Genomic DNA, 19,568 nt, shown 5'->3' on the forward strand with positions numbered 1-19,568 from the left:
TTTGCCTTAAAACTTGAGTCCAGATTTTCGAGCTGATTCAGCTAATGCTTTAACTCGACCGTGATATTGAAAACCAGAACGATCAAAAGAAACTGATGTAATAGTTTTATTTATAGCTCTCTCAGCAATAATTCTACCAAGAATAGCTGCAGATTCTTGATTTCCTGTATATTTTAAAGATGAAAAAATGTTACGTTCTAATGTAGAAGCTGAAACTAAAACTTTAGCATTTTCAGAAACAATAATCTGAGCATACATATGACGAGAAGAACGATGTACAACTAAACGAATAACTCCTAATTTCTTTAATTGACAACGTACACGTCTAGCACGACGTAATCTAGCAAACTTTTTTTTTGTAGTACTTGCATTAGATATCATCTTACTTCTTTTTTGCCTCTTTAATTTTTATTATTTCATTTTCATATCGAACACCTTTTCCTTTATATGATTCAGGAACTCTATATGAACGTAAGTTAGCTGCTACTTGTCCTACTAATTGTTTATCCGCACTTTTTAAAATAATTTCATTTTGAGCAATCACTGTTGCAGTAACACCAATAGGCAACTTGTAATCTATTACATGAGAATATCCTAATGACATGTTAATAATATTTGTTTTATGTATTGCAATACGATAACCGACACCTGATAGTTGCAATTTTTTATAAAAACCATGAGTGACTCCTATAATCATAGAATACACTAATGAGCGAATAGTACCTGCTTGAGCCCAACCATATACTGTATTAAATTTATTTTTAAAAGTTAATACGTTATTATGAAAATTTACTGCAACACTATCATTGATTAATCTATTCAATACAATCTGATTTTTTTTAATTGTAATACTTTTTTCATTTAATATTACTTCTACTTCAGGAGGGACAATAATAGGGCACTTAGCTATACGAGACATTTTTCCTCCTAATATTATTATGATACATAACAAATAATTTCACCACCAAGGTTCATTTTACGAGCAGTACGATCTGTCATAACACCTTTAGAAGTAGAAATAATTGCAATACCTAATCCATCCATAACTTTAGGTAACTTACTATTTTTTTTATATATTCTCAAACTAGGTTTACTAATGCGATGTATTTTGGAAATTACTGGTTTTCCACGAAAATATTTTAAATAAATTTCTAATTCTTTTTTAGTAGTTCCATGTATATAATAATTATGAATATATCCTTCTTCTTTTAATACTTTTCCAATTGATTTTTTTAATATAGAAGACGGCATTTTTACTAAAATTTTATTAGCTATTTGTCCATTTCGGATACGAGTTAACATATCAGATATAGGATCTTGTGTACTCATCTACATTTCCTCTCATATTCCGTTTATTATATTTATTACCAACTGGATTTTCTTAATCCAGGAATTTCACCTCTCATCGCTGCTTCCCGTACTTTTATACGACTTAATCCAAATTTTCTTAAAAAAGCATGAGGACGACCAGTTTGATTACATCTATTTCTTTGACGAGATGGACTAGAATCACGAGGTAATTTCTGTAATTTTAATATCGCATTCCACCTATTTTCTTGAGATAAACTTAAATCAGAAATAATCGATTTTAATTTCATTCTTTTAATAGAAAATTTAGTAGTCAATTTTATACGTTTTAATTCTCTTGCTTTCATAGACTGTTTAGCCATTATATTTTCCTTATCAACTTGATTGTAATATTATTTACGAAATGGAAAATGAAAAGCAGATAATAAAGCTAAACCTTCACTATCAGATTTTGCTGTAGTAGTAATCGTAATATCTAATCCACGAACATGATTTATTTTATCATAATTAATTTCAGGGAAAATAATTTGTTCTCTAATACCCATACTATAATTTCCTCTTCCATCAAAAGATTTTTTTGATAATCCACGAAAATCACGAATTCTAGGTATAGCAATATTAATTAAACGATTAAAAAAATTCCACTTACGTTCATTTCTTAATGTAACTTTACAACCAATTGGATAACCTTGTCTAATTTTAAAACTTGCTACTGATTTCTTAGCTTTGGTTATTAAAGCTTTTTGTCCAGTTATTAATGATAAATCTGTTAAAGCATGATCTAAAATCTTTTTGTCAGCTCCTGCATCACCTACTCCCATATTTAAAGTAATTTTTTCAATTTTAGGAACTTGCATAGCAGAACAATAATTAAATTTAATCATGAGTTGCTTAATTACTGTATCTTTATAATACTTATATAGAGTATCCATTCTTTATCTCCTATTTACTGAACTTTTTCTTTATTTGATTTGAAAAATCGTATTTTTTTACCATTTTCAAATCTGAAACCAATTCGATCTGGTTTTTTAGTAATAGAATTATAAATTGCAACATTAGAAATAGAAATACATGATTCTTTTTTTATAATTCCTCCAGTTTGATTTCTAGAAGGAATTGGTTTTTGATGTTTAGTGACTAAATTTACTCCACGTATTATAACTTTTTTAGCATTAATAACAGATTGTACAATTCCTTTTTTTCCTTTTTCTTTTCCAGACAATACAAAAACTTCATCATTTTTTTTTATTTTAGTAGCCATACTACATTACCTTAATTACAATACTTCAGGAGCTAATGAAATAATTTTCATAAATTTTTCTATTCTTAATTCACGAGTAACCGGTCCAAAAATACGTGTTCCTAATGGTTGTTCATTATTATTTAAAATGACACAAGCATTATTATCAAAACGAATTAAAGAACCATCAGAACGACGAATACCTTTTTTAGTTCTAACTATCACTGCTTTTAAAACTTCTCCTTTCTTAACTTTACTTCTTGGAATAGCTTCTTTTACTGCAACTTTAATAATATCTCCAATACTTGCATATCTTCTTCTTGATCCACCTAAAACTTTAATACACATAACTGAACGAGCACCTGAATTATCAGCAATATTTAACACTGTTTGTGTTTGTATCATAAAAAACTCCGTAAAAAAAAAATTTTAAATATTACTAATACTTCAAATTTATAGTTAAATTATAATTTAATAACATATTATTAAGATATACTTTTTTCAACAATACGGACAAGTTTCCATGATTTAGTTTTAGAAATAGGACGACATTCACAAATTTCTACTATATCACCCTCTTTACATTCATTTTTTTCATCATGAACATGTAATTTCGTAGTACGTTTAATAAATTTTCCATATAAATTATGTTTTACTAATCTTTCAATTGCTACAACAATTGACTTTTGCATTTTATCACTTATAACACAACCATTCAATAAACGACTATTTTTAACTTTCATTTGTGTTTTTTTCACTTAATAATGTTTTAATTCGAGAAATATTACGACGTACATTTTTTAATAAATGAAATTTCTGTAATTTACCTGATGATAATTGAATTTTTAAATTAAATTGTTCTCTACATAAAGCTAACAATTCTTCTTGTAACTCATTTTCTTTTTTTAGTTGTAATTCATTCATATTAAATTATCTCTTGAAAACAAAAGTAGTTTTAACAGGTAATTTAGAAGCAGCTAATTTAAAAGCTTCTCTTGATTGTTCTTCAGATATACCAGAAACTTCATATAATATTTTCCCTGGTTGTACTAAAGCCACCCAATATTCAACATTTCCCTTACCTTTACCCATTCTTACCTCTAGTGGTTTTTGAGTAATAGGTTTATCTGGAAATATACGAATCCACATTTTTCCTTGACGTTTAACTGCTCTAGTTATTGTTCTTCTAGCAGATTCAATTTGACGTGCAGTTAATCTACCTCTATCAATAGCTTTTAAACCAAATGAACCAAAATGTACGTCTGTACCTACAGCCAATCCACGATTTCTACCTTTATGCATTTTTCGAAATTTCGTTCGCTTTGGTTGAAACATATTCATCCTCCTAACTTACGATTTTTTCGATTCTGTTTCTTTTGTGAAATAACAGATTTTTCTAGAGGATTAATAATAGACATTCCATCTAAAATTTCCCCTTTGAAAATCCACACTTTAACACCAATAACACCATATGTAGTATGTGCTTCTGCAGTATTATATTCAATATCTGCTCGTAATGTATGTAACGGTACACGTCCTTCCCTATACCATTCAGTACGAGCTATTTCTGTACCACCTAATCTTCCACTAACTTCTACTTTAATACCTTTAGCACCTTGACGAATACTATTTTGTACAGCTCTTTTCATAGCCCTACGAAACATCACTCTTCTTTCTAATTGAGAACTAATACTATCTGCAACTAATTTTGCATCTAATTCAGGTTTTTTAATTTCTGAAATATTAATTTGAGCGGGAACTCCAGAAATAGTAGATATTACCTTTCTTAATTTATCTACATCTTCTCCCTTTTTACCAATTACAATCCCAGGACGTGCTGTATAGATAGTTACTCTAATACTTTTAGCAGGCCTTTCTATAATAATTTTTGATATAAAAGCTTTAGATAATTTTTGCATTAAAAATTTTCTAACTTTAAAATCACTATCTAAATAATTTGCAAAATTTTTACTATTTGCAAACCAAATAGAATTCCAAGATTTAATTATACCTAATCGCATCCCATTAGGATGAACTTTTTGTCCCATACTAGCTTTCTCCAGAAGAAGTGAATAATTTATTATTCTACTACTACAGTAATATGACTTGTACGTTTTAAAATTCTATCAGCACGCCCTTTAGCACGAGGCATCATACGTTTCATTGTAGGACCTTCATCAACTAAAATTTTTGTTACTTTTAATCCATCTAAATCAGTACCATTATTATGTTCAGCATTAGCGATAGCTGATTCTAATACTTTTTTTAACAACAACGAAGATTTTTTGTTCGTATATGTTAAAATATCTAATGCTTTTGAGATAGTTTTTCCACGTATTAAATTTGCTACTAAACGAATTTTTTGAGCTGAAGCATTAGCTTGTTTATATTTAGCTAGAGATTCCATCTATCTATGTTCCTTTTTTTGTACTAGACACTTTTTTTGTTTTTTTATCTGCTAAATGCCCTTTATATGTTCTCGTAGGAGAAAATTCACCTAACTTATGTCCTACCATTTCTTCAGATATAAAAATAGGAATATGTTGTCTACCATTATGAACAGATATAGTTAATCCAATCATATTTGGGAAAATAGTTGAACGACGAGACCAAGTCTTTAAAGGTTTTTTTACATTATTTAACACAGCGTTTTCTACTTTTTTAAATAAACTAACATCTATAAAAGGTCCTTTTTTTAATGATCTTGGCATATACTGATCCTTTATTATCATTATTAATTTCTATGACGTAAAATATATTTTTCCGTACGTTTGTTTTTTCTAGTTTTTTTACCTTTTGTTTGTGTTCCCCAAGGACTTACTGGGTGTTTTCCAAAATTTCTTCCTTCACCACCTCCATGAGGATGATCAACTGGATTCATTGCTGTACCTCTTACAGTAGGACGAATACCTCTCCAACGTGAAGCTCCAGCCTTACCTAATACACGTAACATATGTTCAGAATTACCTACTTCTCCTATTGTAGCTCTACAATTTGATTCTACTTTTCTCATTTCACCTGATCGTAAGCGTAAACTAACATACATTGATTCTCTTGATACCAGTTGTACATAACTTCCAGCAGAACGAGCTAATTGCCCTCCTTTTCCTGGTTTTATTTCAACATTATGCAACATAGTTCCAACAGGAATATATTTCATTGGTAAAGAATGACCAATTTTAATATTTGCTTGTAACCCAGAAACGATAGTATCTCCGATTTTTAATCCTTTAGGAGCTATAATATATCTTCGATTTCCATCCTGGTATAAAATTAATGCAATGTTAGCAGAACGATTGGGATCATATTCAAAACGTTCTACTTTACCTAAGATGTTATCTTTGTTTCTTTTAAAATCAATAATTCTATACGATTTTTTATGTCCTCCTCCTATATGTCGTGTGGTAATATGTCCATGATTATTTCTTCCTCCAGTTTTAATTTTCTTTTTTAATAATAAAGAACAAGGACGACCTTTATATAATTCTGGATTGACAACCTTAATGACATGACGACGACCAGGCGATGTCGGTTTACATTTAACTAGTGCCATTATACAATTTCTCCAAATACTACTTGTTTCCAATTCCTATAAAATCTATGTTTTCACCCTTATATAAGCTAACATATGCTTTTTTCCATTTTTTTCCATAAATAATATGATTTCTATTTTTTTTATTTTTTCCTTTTACTATTAAAGTATTAACATTTTTTACTTTAATATTAAATAATTTTTGAATAGCTGTTTTAATTTCAAATTTATTAACTGATCTATCAACTTTCAAGACAACTGTATGTTTTTTTTCTATCAACATAGATGACTTTTCTGAGATATGTTTAGCCAGCAATACTTTAAATAATTTATCATTATTCATGATATCAACATTTCCTCTAGTTTCTTTATAGCATCTACGGTTATAACTACTTGTTGACAAGCAATTAAACTGATAGGATCTACAGAAACAACATTCTTTACATTTACTTTATGCAAATTTCGAGAAGCTAATAATAACGTATTATCTATTTTATCAGTAATAATTAATATATTTTTTAGTAACTTTGTAATTTTTAATTTTTCCAGTAACAATCTAGTTTTTGGTAAATCAATAGAAAATTTACTAAATATTATTAATCTTTTTTGACGTACTAACTCAGAAAAAATACTTTTTAATGCACCTTTATACATTTTTTTGTTAACTTTTTTAATATAATTTTTTGTTTCAGCCGCAAAAGTTACTCCACCAGAGCGCCAAAGAGGACTTCTAATCGAACCTACTCTTGCACGACCAGTCCCTTTTTGACGCCAAGGTTTTTTTCCAGAACCAGAAACTTCTGCACGACTTTTTTGACCTTTTGTTCCTTGTCTGGTACCAGCAGAATAAGCAACCACTACTTGATGAACTAATGCTTCATTAAAATCAAGTCCAAACACTACTTCAGAAACAGAAATCATTGTTTGTACATCCGTTAGTGCTAATTCCATTACCTTCCACTCCTTAGGTCTTAACAGCGGGTTTGACAATTAAATCACTACCTGTTGAACCAGGGACAGAACCTTTTACCAAAAGAATGTTTCGGTTTGTGTCAATACGTACTATTTTTAAATTTTGTACTGTCACTTGATGATTACCTAATTGCCCTGACATTTTTTTACCTTTAAAAACTTTACCTGGTGTTTGATTTTGACCAATAGATCCAGGAACACGATGAGACAAAGAATTACCATGAGTTGCATCCTGTGTACTAAAATTCCAACGTTTTACTGTTCCAGAAAATCCTTTTCCTTTAGATGTACCAGTAATATCTACTTTATGAACATTTATTAAAATATCTAAATGAATAACTTGACCAACCATAAATTTTTCATGTGATGTTATACAAAATTCCCATAATCCTCTTCCAGCCACAACAGAAGATTTAATAAAATGACCTTGTTGAGGTTTATTAAGACGATTTAACTTTTTTTCTCCAGTAGTTACTTGAATAGCACGATAATTATCTTTTTCTTTTGTTTTAATTTGAGTAACTCTATTTGGTTCTATATTAATTACAGTAACTGGAATAGACATCCCTTCTTTAGTAAATAAACGAGTCATTCCAATTTTTTTTCCAACTAAACCTACCACTGTTTTCTCCTTAATTACTTTATTATCTCAATTATCCTAAACTGATTTGTACATCTACACCTGCTGCAAGATCTAAACGCATTAAAGCATCTACAGTTTTTTCAGTAGGTTCAACAATGTCAATAAGGCGCTTATGTGTACGTATTTCATATTGATCACGAGCATCTTTATTAACATGTGGAGAAATTAAGATAGTAAAACGTTCTTTACGAGTCGGTAAAGGAATAGGTCCTCTTACTTGTGCTCCTGTTCTTTTAGCTGTTTCAACAATTTCAGCTGTAGAAAGATCTATCAACCTATGATCAAAAGCTTTAAGACGGATACGAATTCTTTGGTTCTGCATTATACCAGAACTCCAATTATAATATATAAACTAAAAAAACCACACTTTTCTATACACAAAAATCGTATGATTAGCGTAATTGTTAAAATTTTAACTCCAAAATAAGGAGTATTGTATTAATATTAATTAATAATAAGTATTTAAATATATGCAATTAATATATTTTAAAAACTATAGTAAATGTTTTATAAAAGTAACTTAAACATATGTTTAATTCTTAAGATGAACTTAATAGTTATATTATGTAGTTACATTATTGTATAATAATTACAATTATTAATAATATATAAAATAAAATTAATTAATAGAAATAAATTTTATCAGATTTATTATATAACGTACATAAATAAATATTACTTTTTTATAAAAAAATATTCTAGAAATGTATTCTATATCTTTAATTATATTATTTATAAGGTATATACATCTATGTATAAATATAGTTTGCATCAAGAAAAGTTAATTAAAATTACTTTTCTTGATGAATAATATATTTTATATCTCATTACTATCTATATTTAACTAATTTAAAACTTTAGATACTACACCAGCTCCTACTGTACGACCACCTTCTCGAATAGCAAAACGTAATCCATCAGACATTGCAATAGGATGAATTAAGGTTACCACCATTTTGATATTATCTCCTGGCATTACCATTTCTATTCCTTCTGGTAACTCTATAGATCCAGTAACATCAGTAGTACGAAAATAAAATTGAGGTCGATACCCTTTAAAAAAAGGAGTATGTCTACCACCTTCCTCTTTAGATAACACATATACTTCAGATTCAAATTTCATGTGAGGATGAATAGTACCAGGTTTAGCTAATACTTGACCTCTTTCTATTTCGTCTCGCTTAGTACCTCTTAATAAAACTCCTACATTTTCTCCCGCTCTACCTTCATCTAATAATTTTCTAAACATTTCAACACCTGTACAAGTGGTCTTAATAGTAGGTTGAATACCAACAATTTCTACTTCTTCTCCTATCTTAATAACACCACTTTCGACTCTACCTGTAACTACAGTACCTCTACCTGAAATAGAAAAGACATCTTCTATAGGTAATAAAAAAGGTTGTTCTATTGCTCTCTTTGGTTCAGGAATATAAGTATCTAGAAAATTAGATAAATCAATAATTTTAGATTCCCAAACAGGATCACCTTCTAATGCTTTTAAAGCTGAACCACGTATGATAGGAGTATCATCTCCTGGAAAGTTATATTGAGTTAACAAATCTCTAACTTCCATTTCTACTAATTCTAATAATTCTTCATCATCAACCATATCACATTTATTAAGAAAAACAATAATATATGGAACACCTACTTGACGTCCTAACAATATATGTTCTCTTGTTTGAGGCATAGGACCATCTGTGGCAGCAACAACTAATATAGCACCATCCATTTGTGCTGCACCAGTAATCATATTTTTTATATAATCAGCATGTCCAGGACAATCTACATGTGCATAATGTCGAACTAATGTATCATATTCAACATGAGATGTATTGATTGTAATACCCCTAGCTTTTTCTTCTGGGGCATTATCTATTTGATCAAAAGCATAAGCTGATCCACCATGAGTTTTTGCTAAAACAGTTGTTATAGCAGCTGTCAAAGTAGTTTTACCATGATCTACATGACCTATAGTACCAACATTAATATGAGGTTTAGAACGATTAAATTTTTCTTTAGACATCATTGTATCCTTATATATATAATATGTAATAATATTAAACAATACGAAATAGTATATATAATATTTTTAAACTATAATTTTTATTAATAAAAATATTTAATTATCCCTATTTTTAACAATTGTATCAGAAATATGAGATGGAGCTTCTGAATACTGTAAAAACTCCATAGAATAAGAAGCACGACCTTGAGTCTGAGAACGTAAATCAGTAGCATATCCAAACATTTCAGACAAAGGTATACGAGCTTGAATAATTTTATTTGATGAAGTATCACTCATACCTTCAATGATTCCTCTACGACGACTTAAATCACCTATGACATCACCCATATAATCATCAGGAGTTTCAACTTCAACTTTCATTATTGGTTCTAATAATACAGGATTAGCTTTATTAAATGCATTTTTAAAAGCTATTGAGGCAGCAATTTTAAATGCTAATTCAGAAGAATCTACATCATGATATGAACCAAAACATAAACGAACTCCAATATCCACAACAGGATATCCAGCTAATGGTCCAAACTTTAATTGTTCTTGAATACCTTTGTTCACAGCAGGAATATATTCTCCAGGAATAACTCCACCTTTTATTTCGTTTAAAAATAAATACCCCTCTTTTCCAGGTTCTAAAGGAAACAAATCTATTACAACATGACCATACTGTCCTCTTCCACCAGACTGTTTAATATGTCTACCTTCAATATTTTCAACTGTATTTCGAATAGTTTCTCTATAAGCAACTTGTGGTTTTCCTATATTAGCTTCTACACTAAATTCACGTTTCATTCTATCAACAATAATTTCTAAATGTAACTCTCCCATTCCTGCAATAATTGTTTGATTAGACTCATGATCAATCCATACTCGAAAAGATGGATCTTCTTTAGCTAGTCTAGATAAAGCCTGACCCATCCTTTCTTGATCTATATTCGTTTTCGGTTCAACAGAAATAGAAATTACAGGTTCAGGAAATTCCATTTTTTCCAAAACTATAATGTGATTAACATCACATAAAGTATCACCTGTAGTAACATTTTTTAAACCTATTGCAGCTGCAATATCACCTGCTCGTACTTCTTTAACTTCTTCTCTTTTATTTGCATGCATTTGTACTATTCGACCAAATCGTTCTTTTTGAGATTTGACAGAATTAAGTACAACATCACCAGAACTAACCATACCTGAATATACTCGAAAAAAAGTTAAATTACCTACAAAAGGATCTGAAGCAATTTTAAAAGCTAAAGCTGAAAAAGGCTCTGTATCATCTGAAAGTCTAATATTTAATGAAGAATTGTTGTTAGAAATATCTTGAATAGATTGTACGTCAGTAGGAGAGGGTAAATATTCAATAATTGAATCTAATAATGCTTGTACTCCTTTATTTTTAAAGGCTGATCCACAAGTTACTAACATAATTTCATTATTTAAAGCACGTTTTCGTAACGCTAGTTTAATTTCATTAATCGTCAGTGACTTACCAGTTAAATATTTTTCCATAATATCTTCATCCGCTTCAGCAGCTGATTCAACTAATTTCTGACGCCAATGTTCTGCTGTATCTAACATATCTATAGGAATATTTTCATAAGTAAAAGTCACTCCTTGATCTATTTCGTTCCAATTAATTGCCTTCATTTTAATAATATCAATAACACCAGTAAATTTTTCTTCAGAGCCTATAGGTATTTGTAATGGAACTGGATTAGCTACTAATCTGTTTTTTATTTGATCAATTACTTTAAAAAAATCAGCACCCATACGATCCATTTTATTTATAAATGCTATACGAGGTACTTTATATTTGTTAGCTTGACGCCATACTGTTTCTGATTGAGGCTGAACTCCTCCTACTGCACAATATATCATGACCACACCATCTAAAACACGCATAGATCGTTCTACTTCTATTGTGAAATCTACATGTCCAGGAGTATCAATGATATTAATTCTATGTGAAGGAAATTGTTTTGCCATCCCTGACCAAAATGTGGTGGTAGCAGCAGAAGTAATTGTAATTCCCCTTTCTTGCTCTTGTTCCATCCAATCCATAGTAGCAGCTCCATCATGAACTTCACCAATTTTATGATTAATTCCAGTATAAAATAAAATCCGTTCAGTAGTAGTTGTTTTTCCTGCGTCTATATGAGCACTAATACCAATATTTCTATAATATATAATGGGGGTTTTACGTGACATTAGATTCCTGTAGTATATTGTGTTATTACTATATCAATTTTAAAAATATATGTAAAAATATGATTACCAACGATAATGCGCAAAAGCTTTATTAGCTTCTGCCATTCGATGTACATCTTCTTTTTTTCGAACAGCTGTTCCTTTGTTTTCTAATGCTTCAAATAATTCATTTGATAAACGTAACGCCATAGATTTATCATTTCTCTTTCTTGCTGATTCAATAATCCATCTCATAGCTAATGCATTTCTTCTAACAGGTCGTACTTCTACAGGAACTTGATAAGTGGATCCACCTACTCTTCTGGACTTTACTTCTACTGTAGGACGAACATTATCTAACGCTAAATCAAAACTTTCTAATTCAGTTTTTTTTGTACGTTGAGATAAATTTTTTAAAGCTTTATATACAATTACTTCTGCTATTGATTTTTTTCCATCAATCATTAATATATTAATAAATTTAGCTAATAATTCAGAATGGTGTTTTGGATCCGGTAAAATCTTTCTATGACCTACTATACGACGTCTTGGCATAATTAATTAATCCTTAACCAATTTTTCTTAAAATAATAATAATTTATATAACACTCATAAGATAATCAAAATATATATTTAATTTATTTTTTTATTTTTTTGACCCCATATTTTGATCTACTAGTTTTTCTTTCTTTTACTCCTGCACAATCTAAAGCTCCACGAACGACATGATATCTAACACCAGGAAGATCTTTAACTCTACCTCCTCGTATTAAAATTACAGAATGTTCCTGTAAATTATGTCCTTCACCTCCAATATATGAGGTAACTTCAAAACCATTAGTTAATCGTACTCTACACACTTTTCGTAAAGCAGAATTTGGTTTTTTTGGAGTGGTAGTATATACTCGAATACATACTCCTCTTTTTTGAGGAGATCCTGTTAAAGCAGGAACATCACTTTTCATTATTTTTTTTAATCTAGGTCTACGAACTAACTGATTAACTGTTGACATACTTATTCCTAATTAAATAAATTTAACTAAAATGTTTTAAAAATATAAAAAATAATATGTTATTACATTAACTATAATAAATATAAAATTATTAATAAAAATAATTAAAATACTACCAATTTATTTGTTTGTTATGCTTAACAGTTAAATTAATAAAGTAATTATAATTTACTACAGAAAATAATGATGATATATGTAAACTTAAACCACGAGCTATAATGTCTTCTCGTAATACATATAATTTCTCTATTAAAGGAAAATGTAATTTTTTTAAAAAAATATTATTTTGTACAGAAATTAACACTCCATCTTGTAAAGCAATAAAATCATCATCTACACTTATCATCTTTGCAAGCAAATTTATATTACAATGAAAAGGAGAATTGATAAGCATGTGTAACATACTATAGTATTCCTTAAAAATTCAGAATAAAATCATAAGAATTAATATATTTATAAAAATTAATAATATCTAAATATTTCACTTTTAATAATAATATAGAAGTACTAGATAATCCTCTATCTTCTAAAGATTTATTGCAACAATAAATCGTTTTCACTCCATATGTAGGTAATAGTAATAGTGCAGAAACATAATTACGTAATAAAATTTGTTTTGGTTGTTGGTTAGGAATTAATTGGAATACTCCATCTCCAATAAAAAACAGTCCAATTTTTTTTAATACTAACGATGCAGATAAAACTGCATCTACTCCTTCTAGTCCTATACTAGTACCATACGGTGCATGGGAAAATATAAATGCAATAGATTTTTTCATAACATTTAAGAAAAACAAAGATCAATATTAAAATTGTATAACTCGATCAGTTTTTTGTATAGCATGGAATAACTCCATAAATCCTGATAGTATAAAACAACTACTGATGTGACTTCTTTTATACTCTAACATTACAGATTGTTTATGATTAATCAAACCACGTTTTAAAGAAGAATTAATACAAATATGTAATGGAACTTGAAAATTTTGATGTAATTTTTCCCATTCATGCAAAATATTACAATCATCATTCGCTACATATATCATACTATTTGCATTTAACACACCATGACTATAAAAAAAAACAATATCTATAGTATGACCTAACGATAATAAATTATTAGAAAATAAAAAAGCACTACGAGATTTTTCACCACCATATGGAGATGACATAACAATAATGACATATTTCATCATACCACCACCAGTACATCTTTTTTATGTAAAGTTTATCACTATATTGTTAATTAAATAATAATTTATATGATTTTTAATTAAATTGATAATTAAATTAATAAAACTACAAACATAACATATTTTTTAATAGCAACAATATAATTATATTTAATTTATATTATTTAAAATAATATATATTTTTTGAATATGAATATAAATTCATGTTTTGTAATGTTATATAAAAATATATATAAAATTATTTATATTAAATATGTTGTACTGCAAGATTTAAAAAAAAAATATACTCATTTATAATATTGCATCATATATTCCATTCGTAATCAAATCTGATTATTATTAATTATATTTTAAATCGTAAATAAAAAATTATGCAAAAATACAATACATATCTAATATATTTCTATATATATAAATTGATTATTTAATCATATATTATATATTTATATAAATAAAATTTTTATATATAAATACATAAGAATCTAAATACAAAAAACTCGTTTTAATGCTTTTTTAAAACGAATTATTCCTCTATAAATATCTATATTTTTTATAATTAAAGAAGGAGCAAAACGAATAACATTTTCTCCTGCTTTCAATATAATTATTCCTTCTTCAGCTGATACTTGAATTAAACGATTAATATACGGTACATAATCTGATTTCATTTCTAAACCAATTAATAATCCTTTACCTTTAATTTTACTAAATAAATTAAATTTATTATTAATAATTGTTAACTCTTTCTGAAATATTTTGAATTTACGTTCTACACCTAATAATACTTTTGGTGTATTAATTATATCTAAAACTGTATTTGCTACTGAACATGCTAATGGATTTCCACCATAAGTACTACCATGTATTCCTACTTCAATAGTATCTACTACTGTATGACTAGCTAACATAGCACCAATTGGAAAACCTCCACCTAGTGATTTAGCTAAAGTTAAAATATCAGGTTTTATTCCATAATGTTCATAAGCAAATAATTTTCCAGTTCTTCCCATTCCGGTTTGCACTTCATCTATAACTAATAATGCTTGATATTTATCACATAAATAACGTAATCCTAACATAAAATCTGTATTAGCTACTTCAATTCCCCCTTCTCCTTGAATTGGTTCTACAACAATTGCACAAGTATGATCATCAATTACAGACTCTACAGCTTTTAAATTATTAAAAGGAACATGAATAATATCTGGAGGTTTTGGTCCAAAACCATCTGAGTACTTAAATTGTCCACCGACAGAAACAGTAAAAAATGTTCGACCATGGAAAGAATTTACAAAAGAAATAATTTTATTTTTATAAGTATTATACTTTTTATTAGAATAATAACGAGCTATTTTAAAAGCAGCTTCATTAGCTTCTGCTCCTGAATTAGAAAAAAAAACTTTAGATTTAAAACTAATATCAATTAATTTTTTTGCTAGTTGCAAAGCAGGTTCATTAATACATAAATTACTCACATGCCATAATTTACTACTTTGTTGTTTTAAAGTTTTAACTAATTTAGAATGACAATGTCCCAATGATGTAACAGCAATACCACCAGAAAAATCAATATATTCTTTTCCAAATTGATCAAATATAAGACTTCCCTTACCTAAAACAGGTATAAAATGTGTAGGGCTATAAAACGGAATCATAAAACTACTAAACATATTTCTATTAAACTTATTTTCTGTTAGTTTCATTTTTATTCTTCTATATATAAAACATATTTTCATTAAAATACAAAATTATTTGATATCTATATATAAAAATTAATTAATATTCTCATATATTTTTATAGTTATGACAGAAAATCTATTTTCTTATTTAAAATAATAATTTAATTATATTAGTCCAAGACTATTATATAAAAATATAACTTAATTATATTGTAAATTATAATATATTAGTAAAACTTTAAAATACATTATATCTCAATTTATATACCATTAATTGATATAATTAATGTAGTTTTAAATACTAATATATATTTTAAATAATAAAGATATAATCTTTACCAAAATTAAAATCATTATAATAAAAACAAAACATATTAAAAATTATTTTTTTTAATTAAAGTCAATAACTATTTTTTTATCATTTTATTTAAAAAATTAATAAAAAAAATAAAAAATATTTTATATCTAAACAATATTTAGATATTATGTCAAAAAACACTAACCTTAAGTTCTTATAACATCATAGGTTAAAAAAAAATAATGACATTAATCAATCATATTAAAATAACTTTAATTAGTTTTTTTTCTTATTTTTTTACAGGATCATTGGTTATTGTTACTGGAATGATCATGGGTAACATTGCAAAATATTTTAAAACTTCAATTGCTAGCATTAGTCATACTTTTACTTTTTTAAATTCTGGAATTTTAATTGCCATATTTCTTAATTTTTGGCTAATAAAAAATATGTCTATAAAAATTCAAATATACTCAGGATTTATATTAATTATTATTGCAATAATAGGTATGATATATACCAACAACCTAATCATATTTGGAATAAGCATATTCTTATTTGGAATAGTAAGTGGAATAACAATGTCGATTAGTACTTACTTGATCTCTTCTTTATATAACAATAAAAATCGAGCTACTGTATTATTAATTACTGATTCGTTCTTTAGTATGGCTGGAATGATATTTCCTTTAATTAGTAGCAGAATAATTTCTAATAACAAACCATGGTATTGGATGTATATTTTAATTGGAATAATTTATTTTATAATATTTATTATTACTATAAGTACTAATTTTTCAAAATTAAATTTTTCAAATCAAAAAAATTATACTTTCATACAAAACTACCATACCAAAATTAGTGTAATATTACTCTCTATATCAGCTACATGTTATATTTTAGGACAATTAGGATTTATTTCATGGATACCAGAATATATTATACAAAAAATGCATATAACAATTAATCATGCAGGAAAATTAGTTAGCAGTTTTTGGATGGCATATATGATAGGAATGTGGTTCTTTAGTATTATATTAAAATTATTTGATATCCAAAAATTGTTATCAGTACTAACAGGTATATCTACTATACTTATGTATCTATTTATTAATAACAATAATATAGTGCAATTAAATTGGATTATTGCACTACTAGGTTTTTTTTCTAGTGCTATTTATACAATAATTATAACTTTATCATCATTACAAACAAATATACCATCTAACAAAAACATTAATTTAATATTAATATCCGGTACAATAGGTACATTATTAACATTTATTGTTACAGGTTTCATTGTAGAAAAAGCAGGAATATACGCAACATTAATAACATCTAATATATTATATACTATAGTTTTTTTATTATCGATATTATTAGGTTTTTTTACCGTTCATAAAAAATATTAATTAATATTAATAATATTACATATACGAATTATTATAAATATACATTCAAAACTAAGCTTAACTTTATAAGTTAATCCGGTTAAATAATACAAATTAAAACTAATAATATTTAACCGGTAAACCAATAGATTGATATACCTTATTTAGTGTTATTTGAGCTTGTAATCTAGCTTTTTTTGCTCCAATATTGATAATATCCTGTAAATAATCTTCATTTTTTCGAAAATCAAAATATTGTTGTTGTAATAAATATAACTTTTCTGCTACTAATTCAGATATATCACGTTTAAATTCACTATAAATTTTATCACAATATTGATGTTCTAAATCTGTAATAGACAGTCCTGAAAAAATAGAAAAAATATTTAGTAAATTTGATATTCCTGGTTTTTTTTCTTGATCATAAATAATAGAAGAAGGTTGATCAGAATCAGTTTTAGCTTGTTTTATTTTTTTTATAATAGAAGATGGTTCTTCTAATAGAAAAATAGTATTATTGTGATTAGGTTCTGATTTAGACATTTTTTTATTTGGATCTAGTAAAGACATGATTTTTGAACCAGTTAATGATGCTAATGAAGTAGGTAATACAAATAAATTTCCATACAATTTATTAAAACGAAATACTATATCATGTATTAATTCTAAATGCTGTTTTTGATCTGCTCCTACTAATATTACATTAGTTTGATATAATAATACATCAGAAGCCATCAATACTGGATAATTTAATAAACCAGAATTAATGTTTTTAGAAAATTGTAAAGACTTATTTTTAAATTGAGTCATTCTTGATAATTCACCAATGTAACTATAACAATTTAATATCCAACTTAATTGTGCATGCTCATAAACATGAGATTGGACAAATAAAATAGATCGATTAGGATCTAAACCACACGCTAAATATATAGCTATAATATCAAAAATAGAATTATATAATACACTCGGATTTCTTCTAACAGTGATTGCATGCAAATCAGCAACACAAAATAAACAACTATAATTTCTTTGTATATTAACTAAATCACTCAATACTCCGATATAATTACCAAGAGTAAGCATACCGGAGGGTTGTATAGCACTAAATAGAATTTTTTTTTTACTACTCATTATTCATTCCTGTATTATAATATTTTAAAAATAAAATATACTAAAATTTATGATTAAATAAATATTATTTTTTATATAATTATTTCAGTATTTTTATATATTAATAAAATACTTAAATAAACTGTAAATAATTTTAAAAATTATTTAAACATAATGATAATTTTGATCGTATCTTATTTAATACTATAGTATAATCTATACTATCAAATAAAACCGATCCTAAAACAAAGACATTAGCTCCAGCCAATGCAATATCTAATATATTATCAACTTTAATTCCACCGTCTACTTCCAACAAAATATCAAAATTACTTGTATCAATAATTTTTCGAACATTTCTAATTTTCGGAATTATAGAAGGTATTAAATTTTGATTGCTAAAACCAGGATTTACTGTCATTAATACAATCATATCTAACTTATCTAATATATAATCTAAATAATGTATAGAAGTAGAAGGATTTAAACTTAAACCTGCTTTACAACCGCATGTTTTAATTAAATTAATTGTGTTATCTATGTGATTAGTGGCTTCAGGATGAAAAGTAATAAAATTCGCTCCAGCATCTGCAAAAGAAGGAATAAATGAATCTACAGGTTTTGTCATTAAATGAACATCAATTGGAACTTGAATATTAAAATTTCGAAGAGATTTTAATATCATTGGGCCCATAGTTAAATTATTAACATAATGTCCATCCATAACATCAAAATGAATCATATCTCCTCCTGCAGATAAAGCTCTAGAAACATCTTCACCTAATCGAGCAAAATCAGCTGATAAAATAGAAGGAGCTAACAAAAACTGATTCATAATTCTCTCCAATATTTTAAAAATGAAAATATTTTTGTAATATATACTATTATTAATATCAACTAAAAATAATCTTCAACAAATAATAAATAATTTAAATTGTGTTATTCTACTATTACAGTATTTAATTCAATATAACAA

The 19,568-nt window shown here is 27.0% G+C and carries 29 protein-coding genes; 1 reads left to right on the forward strand and 28 read right to left on the reverse strand.

Features of this window, described 5'->3' with window-relative positions; translation table 11 throughout:
* Positions 1 to 6: 6 nt before the first annotated feature.
* The 26 genes from rplR to AB4W75_RS02395 form a co-directional block, all read right to left on the reverse strand.
* The gene (rplR, locus tag AB4W75_RS02270) at positions 7 to 381 is read right to left on the reverse strand and encodes a 50S ribosomal protein L18 (protein ID WP_367679346.1); all 375 of its coding nucleotides are present in this window, start codon (positions 379 to 381) and stop codon (positions 7 to 9) included.
* Position 382: 1 nt separating this feature from the next.
* Positions 383 to 919, reverse strand: coding sequence for a 50S ribosomal protein L6 (gene rplF / locus AB4W75_RS02275; RefSeq protein WP_367679347.1), 537 nt, complete (start codon positions 917 to 919; stop codon positions 383 to 385).
* Positions 920 to 936: 17 nt separating this feature from the next.
* Positions 937 to 1,329, reverse strand: coding sequence for a 30S ribosomal protein S8 (rpsH, locus tag AB4W75_RS02280; RefSeq protein ID WP_367679348.1), 393 nt, complete (start codon positions 1,327 to 1,329; stop codon positions 937 to 939).
* Positions 1,330 to 1,364: 35 nt separating this feature from the next.
* Positions 1,365 to 1,670 carry a 30S ribosomal protein S14 gene (gene rpsN, locus AB4W75_RS02285; RefSeq protein ID WP_367679349.1) on the reverse strand — a complete coding sequence of 102 codons (306 nt, stop codon included), beginning with the start codon at positions 1,668 to 1,670 and terminating at the stop codon, positions 1,365 to 1,367.
* A 30-nt stretch (positions 1,671 to 1,700) separates the two neighbouring features.
* On the reverse strand, positions 1,701 to 2,240 hold the full coding sequence (gene rplE, locus AB4W75_RS02290; RefSeq protein ID WP_367679350.1) for a 50S ribosomal protein L5: 540 nt from the start codon (positions 2,238 to 2,240) through the stop codon (positions 1,701 to 1,703).
* A gap of 14 nt (positions 2,241 to 2,254) precedes the next feature.
* Positions 2,255 to 2,569, reverse strand: a complete 315-nt coding sequence (rplX, locus tag AB4W75_RS02295) for a 50S ribosomal protein L24 (RefSeq protein WP_367679351.1) — start codon at positions 2,567 to 2,569, stop codon at positions 2,255 to 2,257.
* A 15-nt stretch (positions 2,570 to 2,584) separates the two neighbouring features.
* Positions 2,585 to 2,953 carry a 50S ribosomal protein L14 gene (gene rplN / locus AB4W75_RS02300; protein ID WP_367679352.1) on the reverse strand — a complete coding sequence of 123 codons (369 nt, stop codon included), beginning with the start codon at positions 2,951 to 2,953 and terminating at the stop codon, positions 2,585 to 2,587.
* 80 nt (positions 2,954 to 3,033) lie between these two features.
* Positions 3,034 to 3,291 (reverse strand): 30S ribosomal protein S17, encoded by a 258-nt coding sequence (rpsQ, locus tag AB4W75_RS02305; RefSeq protein ID WP_367679353.1) that lies wholly within the window; start codon positions 3,289 to 3,291, stop codon positions 3,034 to 3,036.
* Positions 3,281 to 3,472: a 50S ribosomal protein L29 gene (gene rpmC / locus AB4W75_RS02310; RefSeq protein WP_367679354.1), complete on the reverse strand. Its 192-nt coding sequence runs from the start codon at positions 3,470 to 3,472 to the stop codon at positions 3,281 to 3,283. The genes rpsQ and rpmC overlap by 11 nt, the downstream gene beginning before the upstream one ends.
* Positions 3,473 to 3,478: 6 nt before the next feature.
* Positions 3,479 to 3,883, reverse strand: a complete 405-nt coding sequence (gene rplP / locus AB4W75_RS02315) for a 50S ribosomal protein L16 (RefSeq protein ID WP_367679355.1) — start codon at positions 3,881 to 3,883, stop codon at positions 3,479 to 3,481.
* A 2-nt stretch (positions 3,884 to 3,885) separates the two neighbouring features.
* Positions 3,886 to 4,596 (reverse strand): 30S ribosomal protein S3, encoded by a 711-nt coding sequence (gene rpsC, locus AB4W75_RS02320; RefSeq protein ID WP_367679356.1) that lies wholly within the window; start codon positions 4,594 to 4,596, stop codon positions 3,886 to 3,888.
* Positions 4,597 to 4,628: 32 nt separating this feature from the next.
* Positions 4,629 to 4,955: a 50S ribosomal protein L22 gene (gene rplV, locus AB4W75_RS02325; RefSeq protein ID WP_367679357.1), complete on the reverse strand. Its 327-nt coding sequence runs from the start codon at positions 4,953 to 4,955 to the stop codon at positions 4,629 to 4,631.
* 4 nt (positions 4,956 to 4,959) lie between these two features.
* Positions 4,960 to 5,259 (reverse strand): 30S ribosomal protein S19, encoded by a 300-nt coding sequence (gene rpsS / locus AB4W75_RS02330; RefSeq protein WP_367679358.1) that lies wholly within the window; start codon positions 5,257 to 5,259, stop codon positions 4,960 to 4,962.
* Between the two features lie 23 nt (positions 5,260 to 5,282).
* Entirely contained in the window at positions 5,283 to 6,101 is an 819-nt protein-coding gene (gene rplB, locus AB4W75_RS02335) for a 50S ribosomal protein L2 (protein WP_367679359.1), read from the reverse strand.
* A gap of 19 nt (positions 6,102 to 6,120) precedes the next feature.
* On the reverse strand, positions 6,121 to 6,426 hold the full coding sequence (gene rplW / locus AB4W75_RS02340) for a 50S ribosomal protein L23 (RefSeq protein ID WP_367679682.1): 306 nt from the start codon (positions 6,424 to 6,426) through the stop codon (positions 6,121 to 6,123).
* On the reverse strand, positions 6,420 to 7,031 hold the full coding sequence (gene rplD / locus AB4W75_RS02345; protein WP_367679683.1) for a 50S ribosomal protein L4: 612 nt from the start codon (positions 7,029 to 7,031) through the stop codon (positions 6,420 to 6,422). The genes rplW and rplD overlap by 7 nt, the downstream gene beginning before the upstream one ends.
* A 13-nt stretch (positions 7,032 to 7,044) precedes the next feature.
* Positions 7,045 to 7,674 carry a 50S ribosomal protein L3 gene (gene rplC, locus AB4W75_RS02350; protein ID WP_367679360.1) on the reverse strand — a complete coding sequence of 210 codons (630 nt, stop codon included), beginning with the start codon at positions 7,672 to 7,674 and terminating at the stop codon, positions 7,045 to 7,047.
* Positions 7,675 to 7,705: 31 nt separating this feature from the next.
* A complete protein-coding gene (gene rpsJ, locus AB4W75_RS02355; RefSeq protein WP_367676520.1) occupies positions 7,706 to 8,017 on the reverse strand; it encodes a 30S ribosomal protein S10 in 312 nt (103 codons plus the stop codon).
* 522 nt (positions 8,018 to 8,539) lie between these two features.
* A complete protein-coding gene (tuf, locus tag AB4W75_RS02360) occupies positions 8,540 to 9,724 on the reverse strand; it encodes an elongation factor Tu (protein WP_367679361.1) in 1,185 nt (394 codons plus the stop codon).
* Positions 9,725 to 9,820: 96 nt separating this feature from the next.
* On the reverse strand, positions 9,821 to 11,926 hold the full coding sequence (gene fusA, locus AB4W75_RS02365; RefSeq protein ID WP_367679362.1) for an elongation factor G: 2,106 nt from the start codon (positions 11,924 to 11,926) through the stop codon (positions 9,821 to 9,823).
* A 63-nt stretch (positions 11,927 to 11,989) separates the two neighbouring features.
* Positions 11,990 to 12,460: a 30S ribosomal protein S7 gene (gene rpsG / locus AB4W75_RS02370; protein ID WP_367679363.1), complete on the reverse strand. Its 471-nt coding sequence runs from the start codon at positions 12,458 to 12,460 to the stop codon at positions 11,990 to 11,992.
* A gap of 83 nt (positions 12,461 to 12,543) precedes the next feature.
* The gene (gene rpsL, locus AB4W75_RS02375; RefSeq protein ID WP_367679364.1) at positions 12,544 to 12,918 is read right to left on the reverse strand and encodes a 30S ribosomal protein S12; all 375 of its coding nucleotides are present in this window, start codon (positions 12,916 to 12,918) and stop codon (positions 12,544 to 12,546) included.
* A 112-nt stretch (positions 12,919 to 13,030) separates the two neighbouring features.
* Positions 13,031 to 13,321 (reverse strand): sulfurtransferase complex subunit TusB, encoded by a 291-nt coding sequence (tusB, locus tag AB4W75_RS02380; RefSeq protein WP_367679365.1) that lies wholly within the window; start codon positions 13,319 to 13,321, stop codon positions 13,031 to 13,033.
* A gap of 13 nt (positions 13,322 to 13,334) precedes the next feature.
* Positions 13,335 to 13,697 carry a sulfurtransferase complex subunit TusC gene (tusC, locus tag AB4W75_RS02385; RefSeq protein WP_367679366.1) on the reverse strand — a complete coding sequence of 121 codons (363 nt, stop codon included), beginning with the start codon at positions 13,695 to 13,697 and terminating at the stop codon, positions 13,335 to 13,337.
* 27 nt (positions 13,698 to 13,724) lie between these two features.
* Positions 13,725 to 14,111 carry a sulfurtransferase complex subunit TusD gene (gene tusD / locus AB4W75_RS02390; protein ID WP_367679367.1) on the reverse strand — a complete coding sequence of 129 codons (387 nt, stop codon included), beginning with the start codon at positions 14,109 to 14,111 and terminating at the stop codon, positions 13,725 to 13,727.
* Between the two features lie 482 nt (positions 14,112 to 14,593).
* Complete coding sequence (locus AB4W75_RS02395; protein WP_367679368.1) at positions 14,594 to 15,814, reverse strand: acetylornithine/succinyldiaminopimelate transaminase; 1,221 nt, start codon at positions 15,812 to 15,814, stop codon at positions 14,594 to 14,596.
* A gap of 516 nt (positions 15,815 to 16,330) precedes the next feature.
* Between AB4W75_RS02395 and tsgA the strand changes: the two genes are divergently transcribed.
* On the forward strand, positions 16,331 to 17,500 hold the full coding sequence (gene tsgA, locus AB4W75_RS02400; protein WP_367679369.1) for an MFS transporter TsgA: 1,170 nt from the start codon (positions 16,331 to 16,333) through the stop codon (positions 17,498 to 17,500).
* 99 nt (positions 17,501 to 17,599) lie between these two features.
* Here tsgA and trpS read toward each other — a convergent pair whose 3' ends face one another.
* Both trpS and rpe read right to left on the reverse strand, forming a co-directional pair.
* A complete protein-coding gene (gene trpS, locus AB4W75_RS02405; protein ID WP_367679370.1) occupies positions 17,600 to 18,613 on the reverse strand; it encodes a tryptophan--tRNA ligase in 1,014 nt (337 codons plus the stop codon).
* 133 nt (positions 18,614 to 18,746) lie between these two features.
* Positions 18,747 to 19,427 carry a ribulose-phosphate 3-epimerase gene (rpe, locus tag AB4W75_RS02410; RefSeq protein ID WP_367679371.1) on the reverse strand — a complete coding sequence of 227 codons (681 nt, stop codon included), beginning with the start codon at positions 19,425 to 19,427 and terminating at the stop codon, positions 18,747 to 18,749.
* Positions 19,428 to 19,568: the final 141 nt, after the last annotated feature.

The sequence above is a fragment of the Buchnera aphidicola (Eriosoma lanigerum) genome, from assembly GCF_964059125.1.
Classification (GTDB): domain Bacteria; phylum Pseudomonadota; class Gammaproteobacteria; order Enterobacterales; family Enterobacteriaceae; genus Buchnera_D; species Buchnera_D aphidicola_C.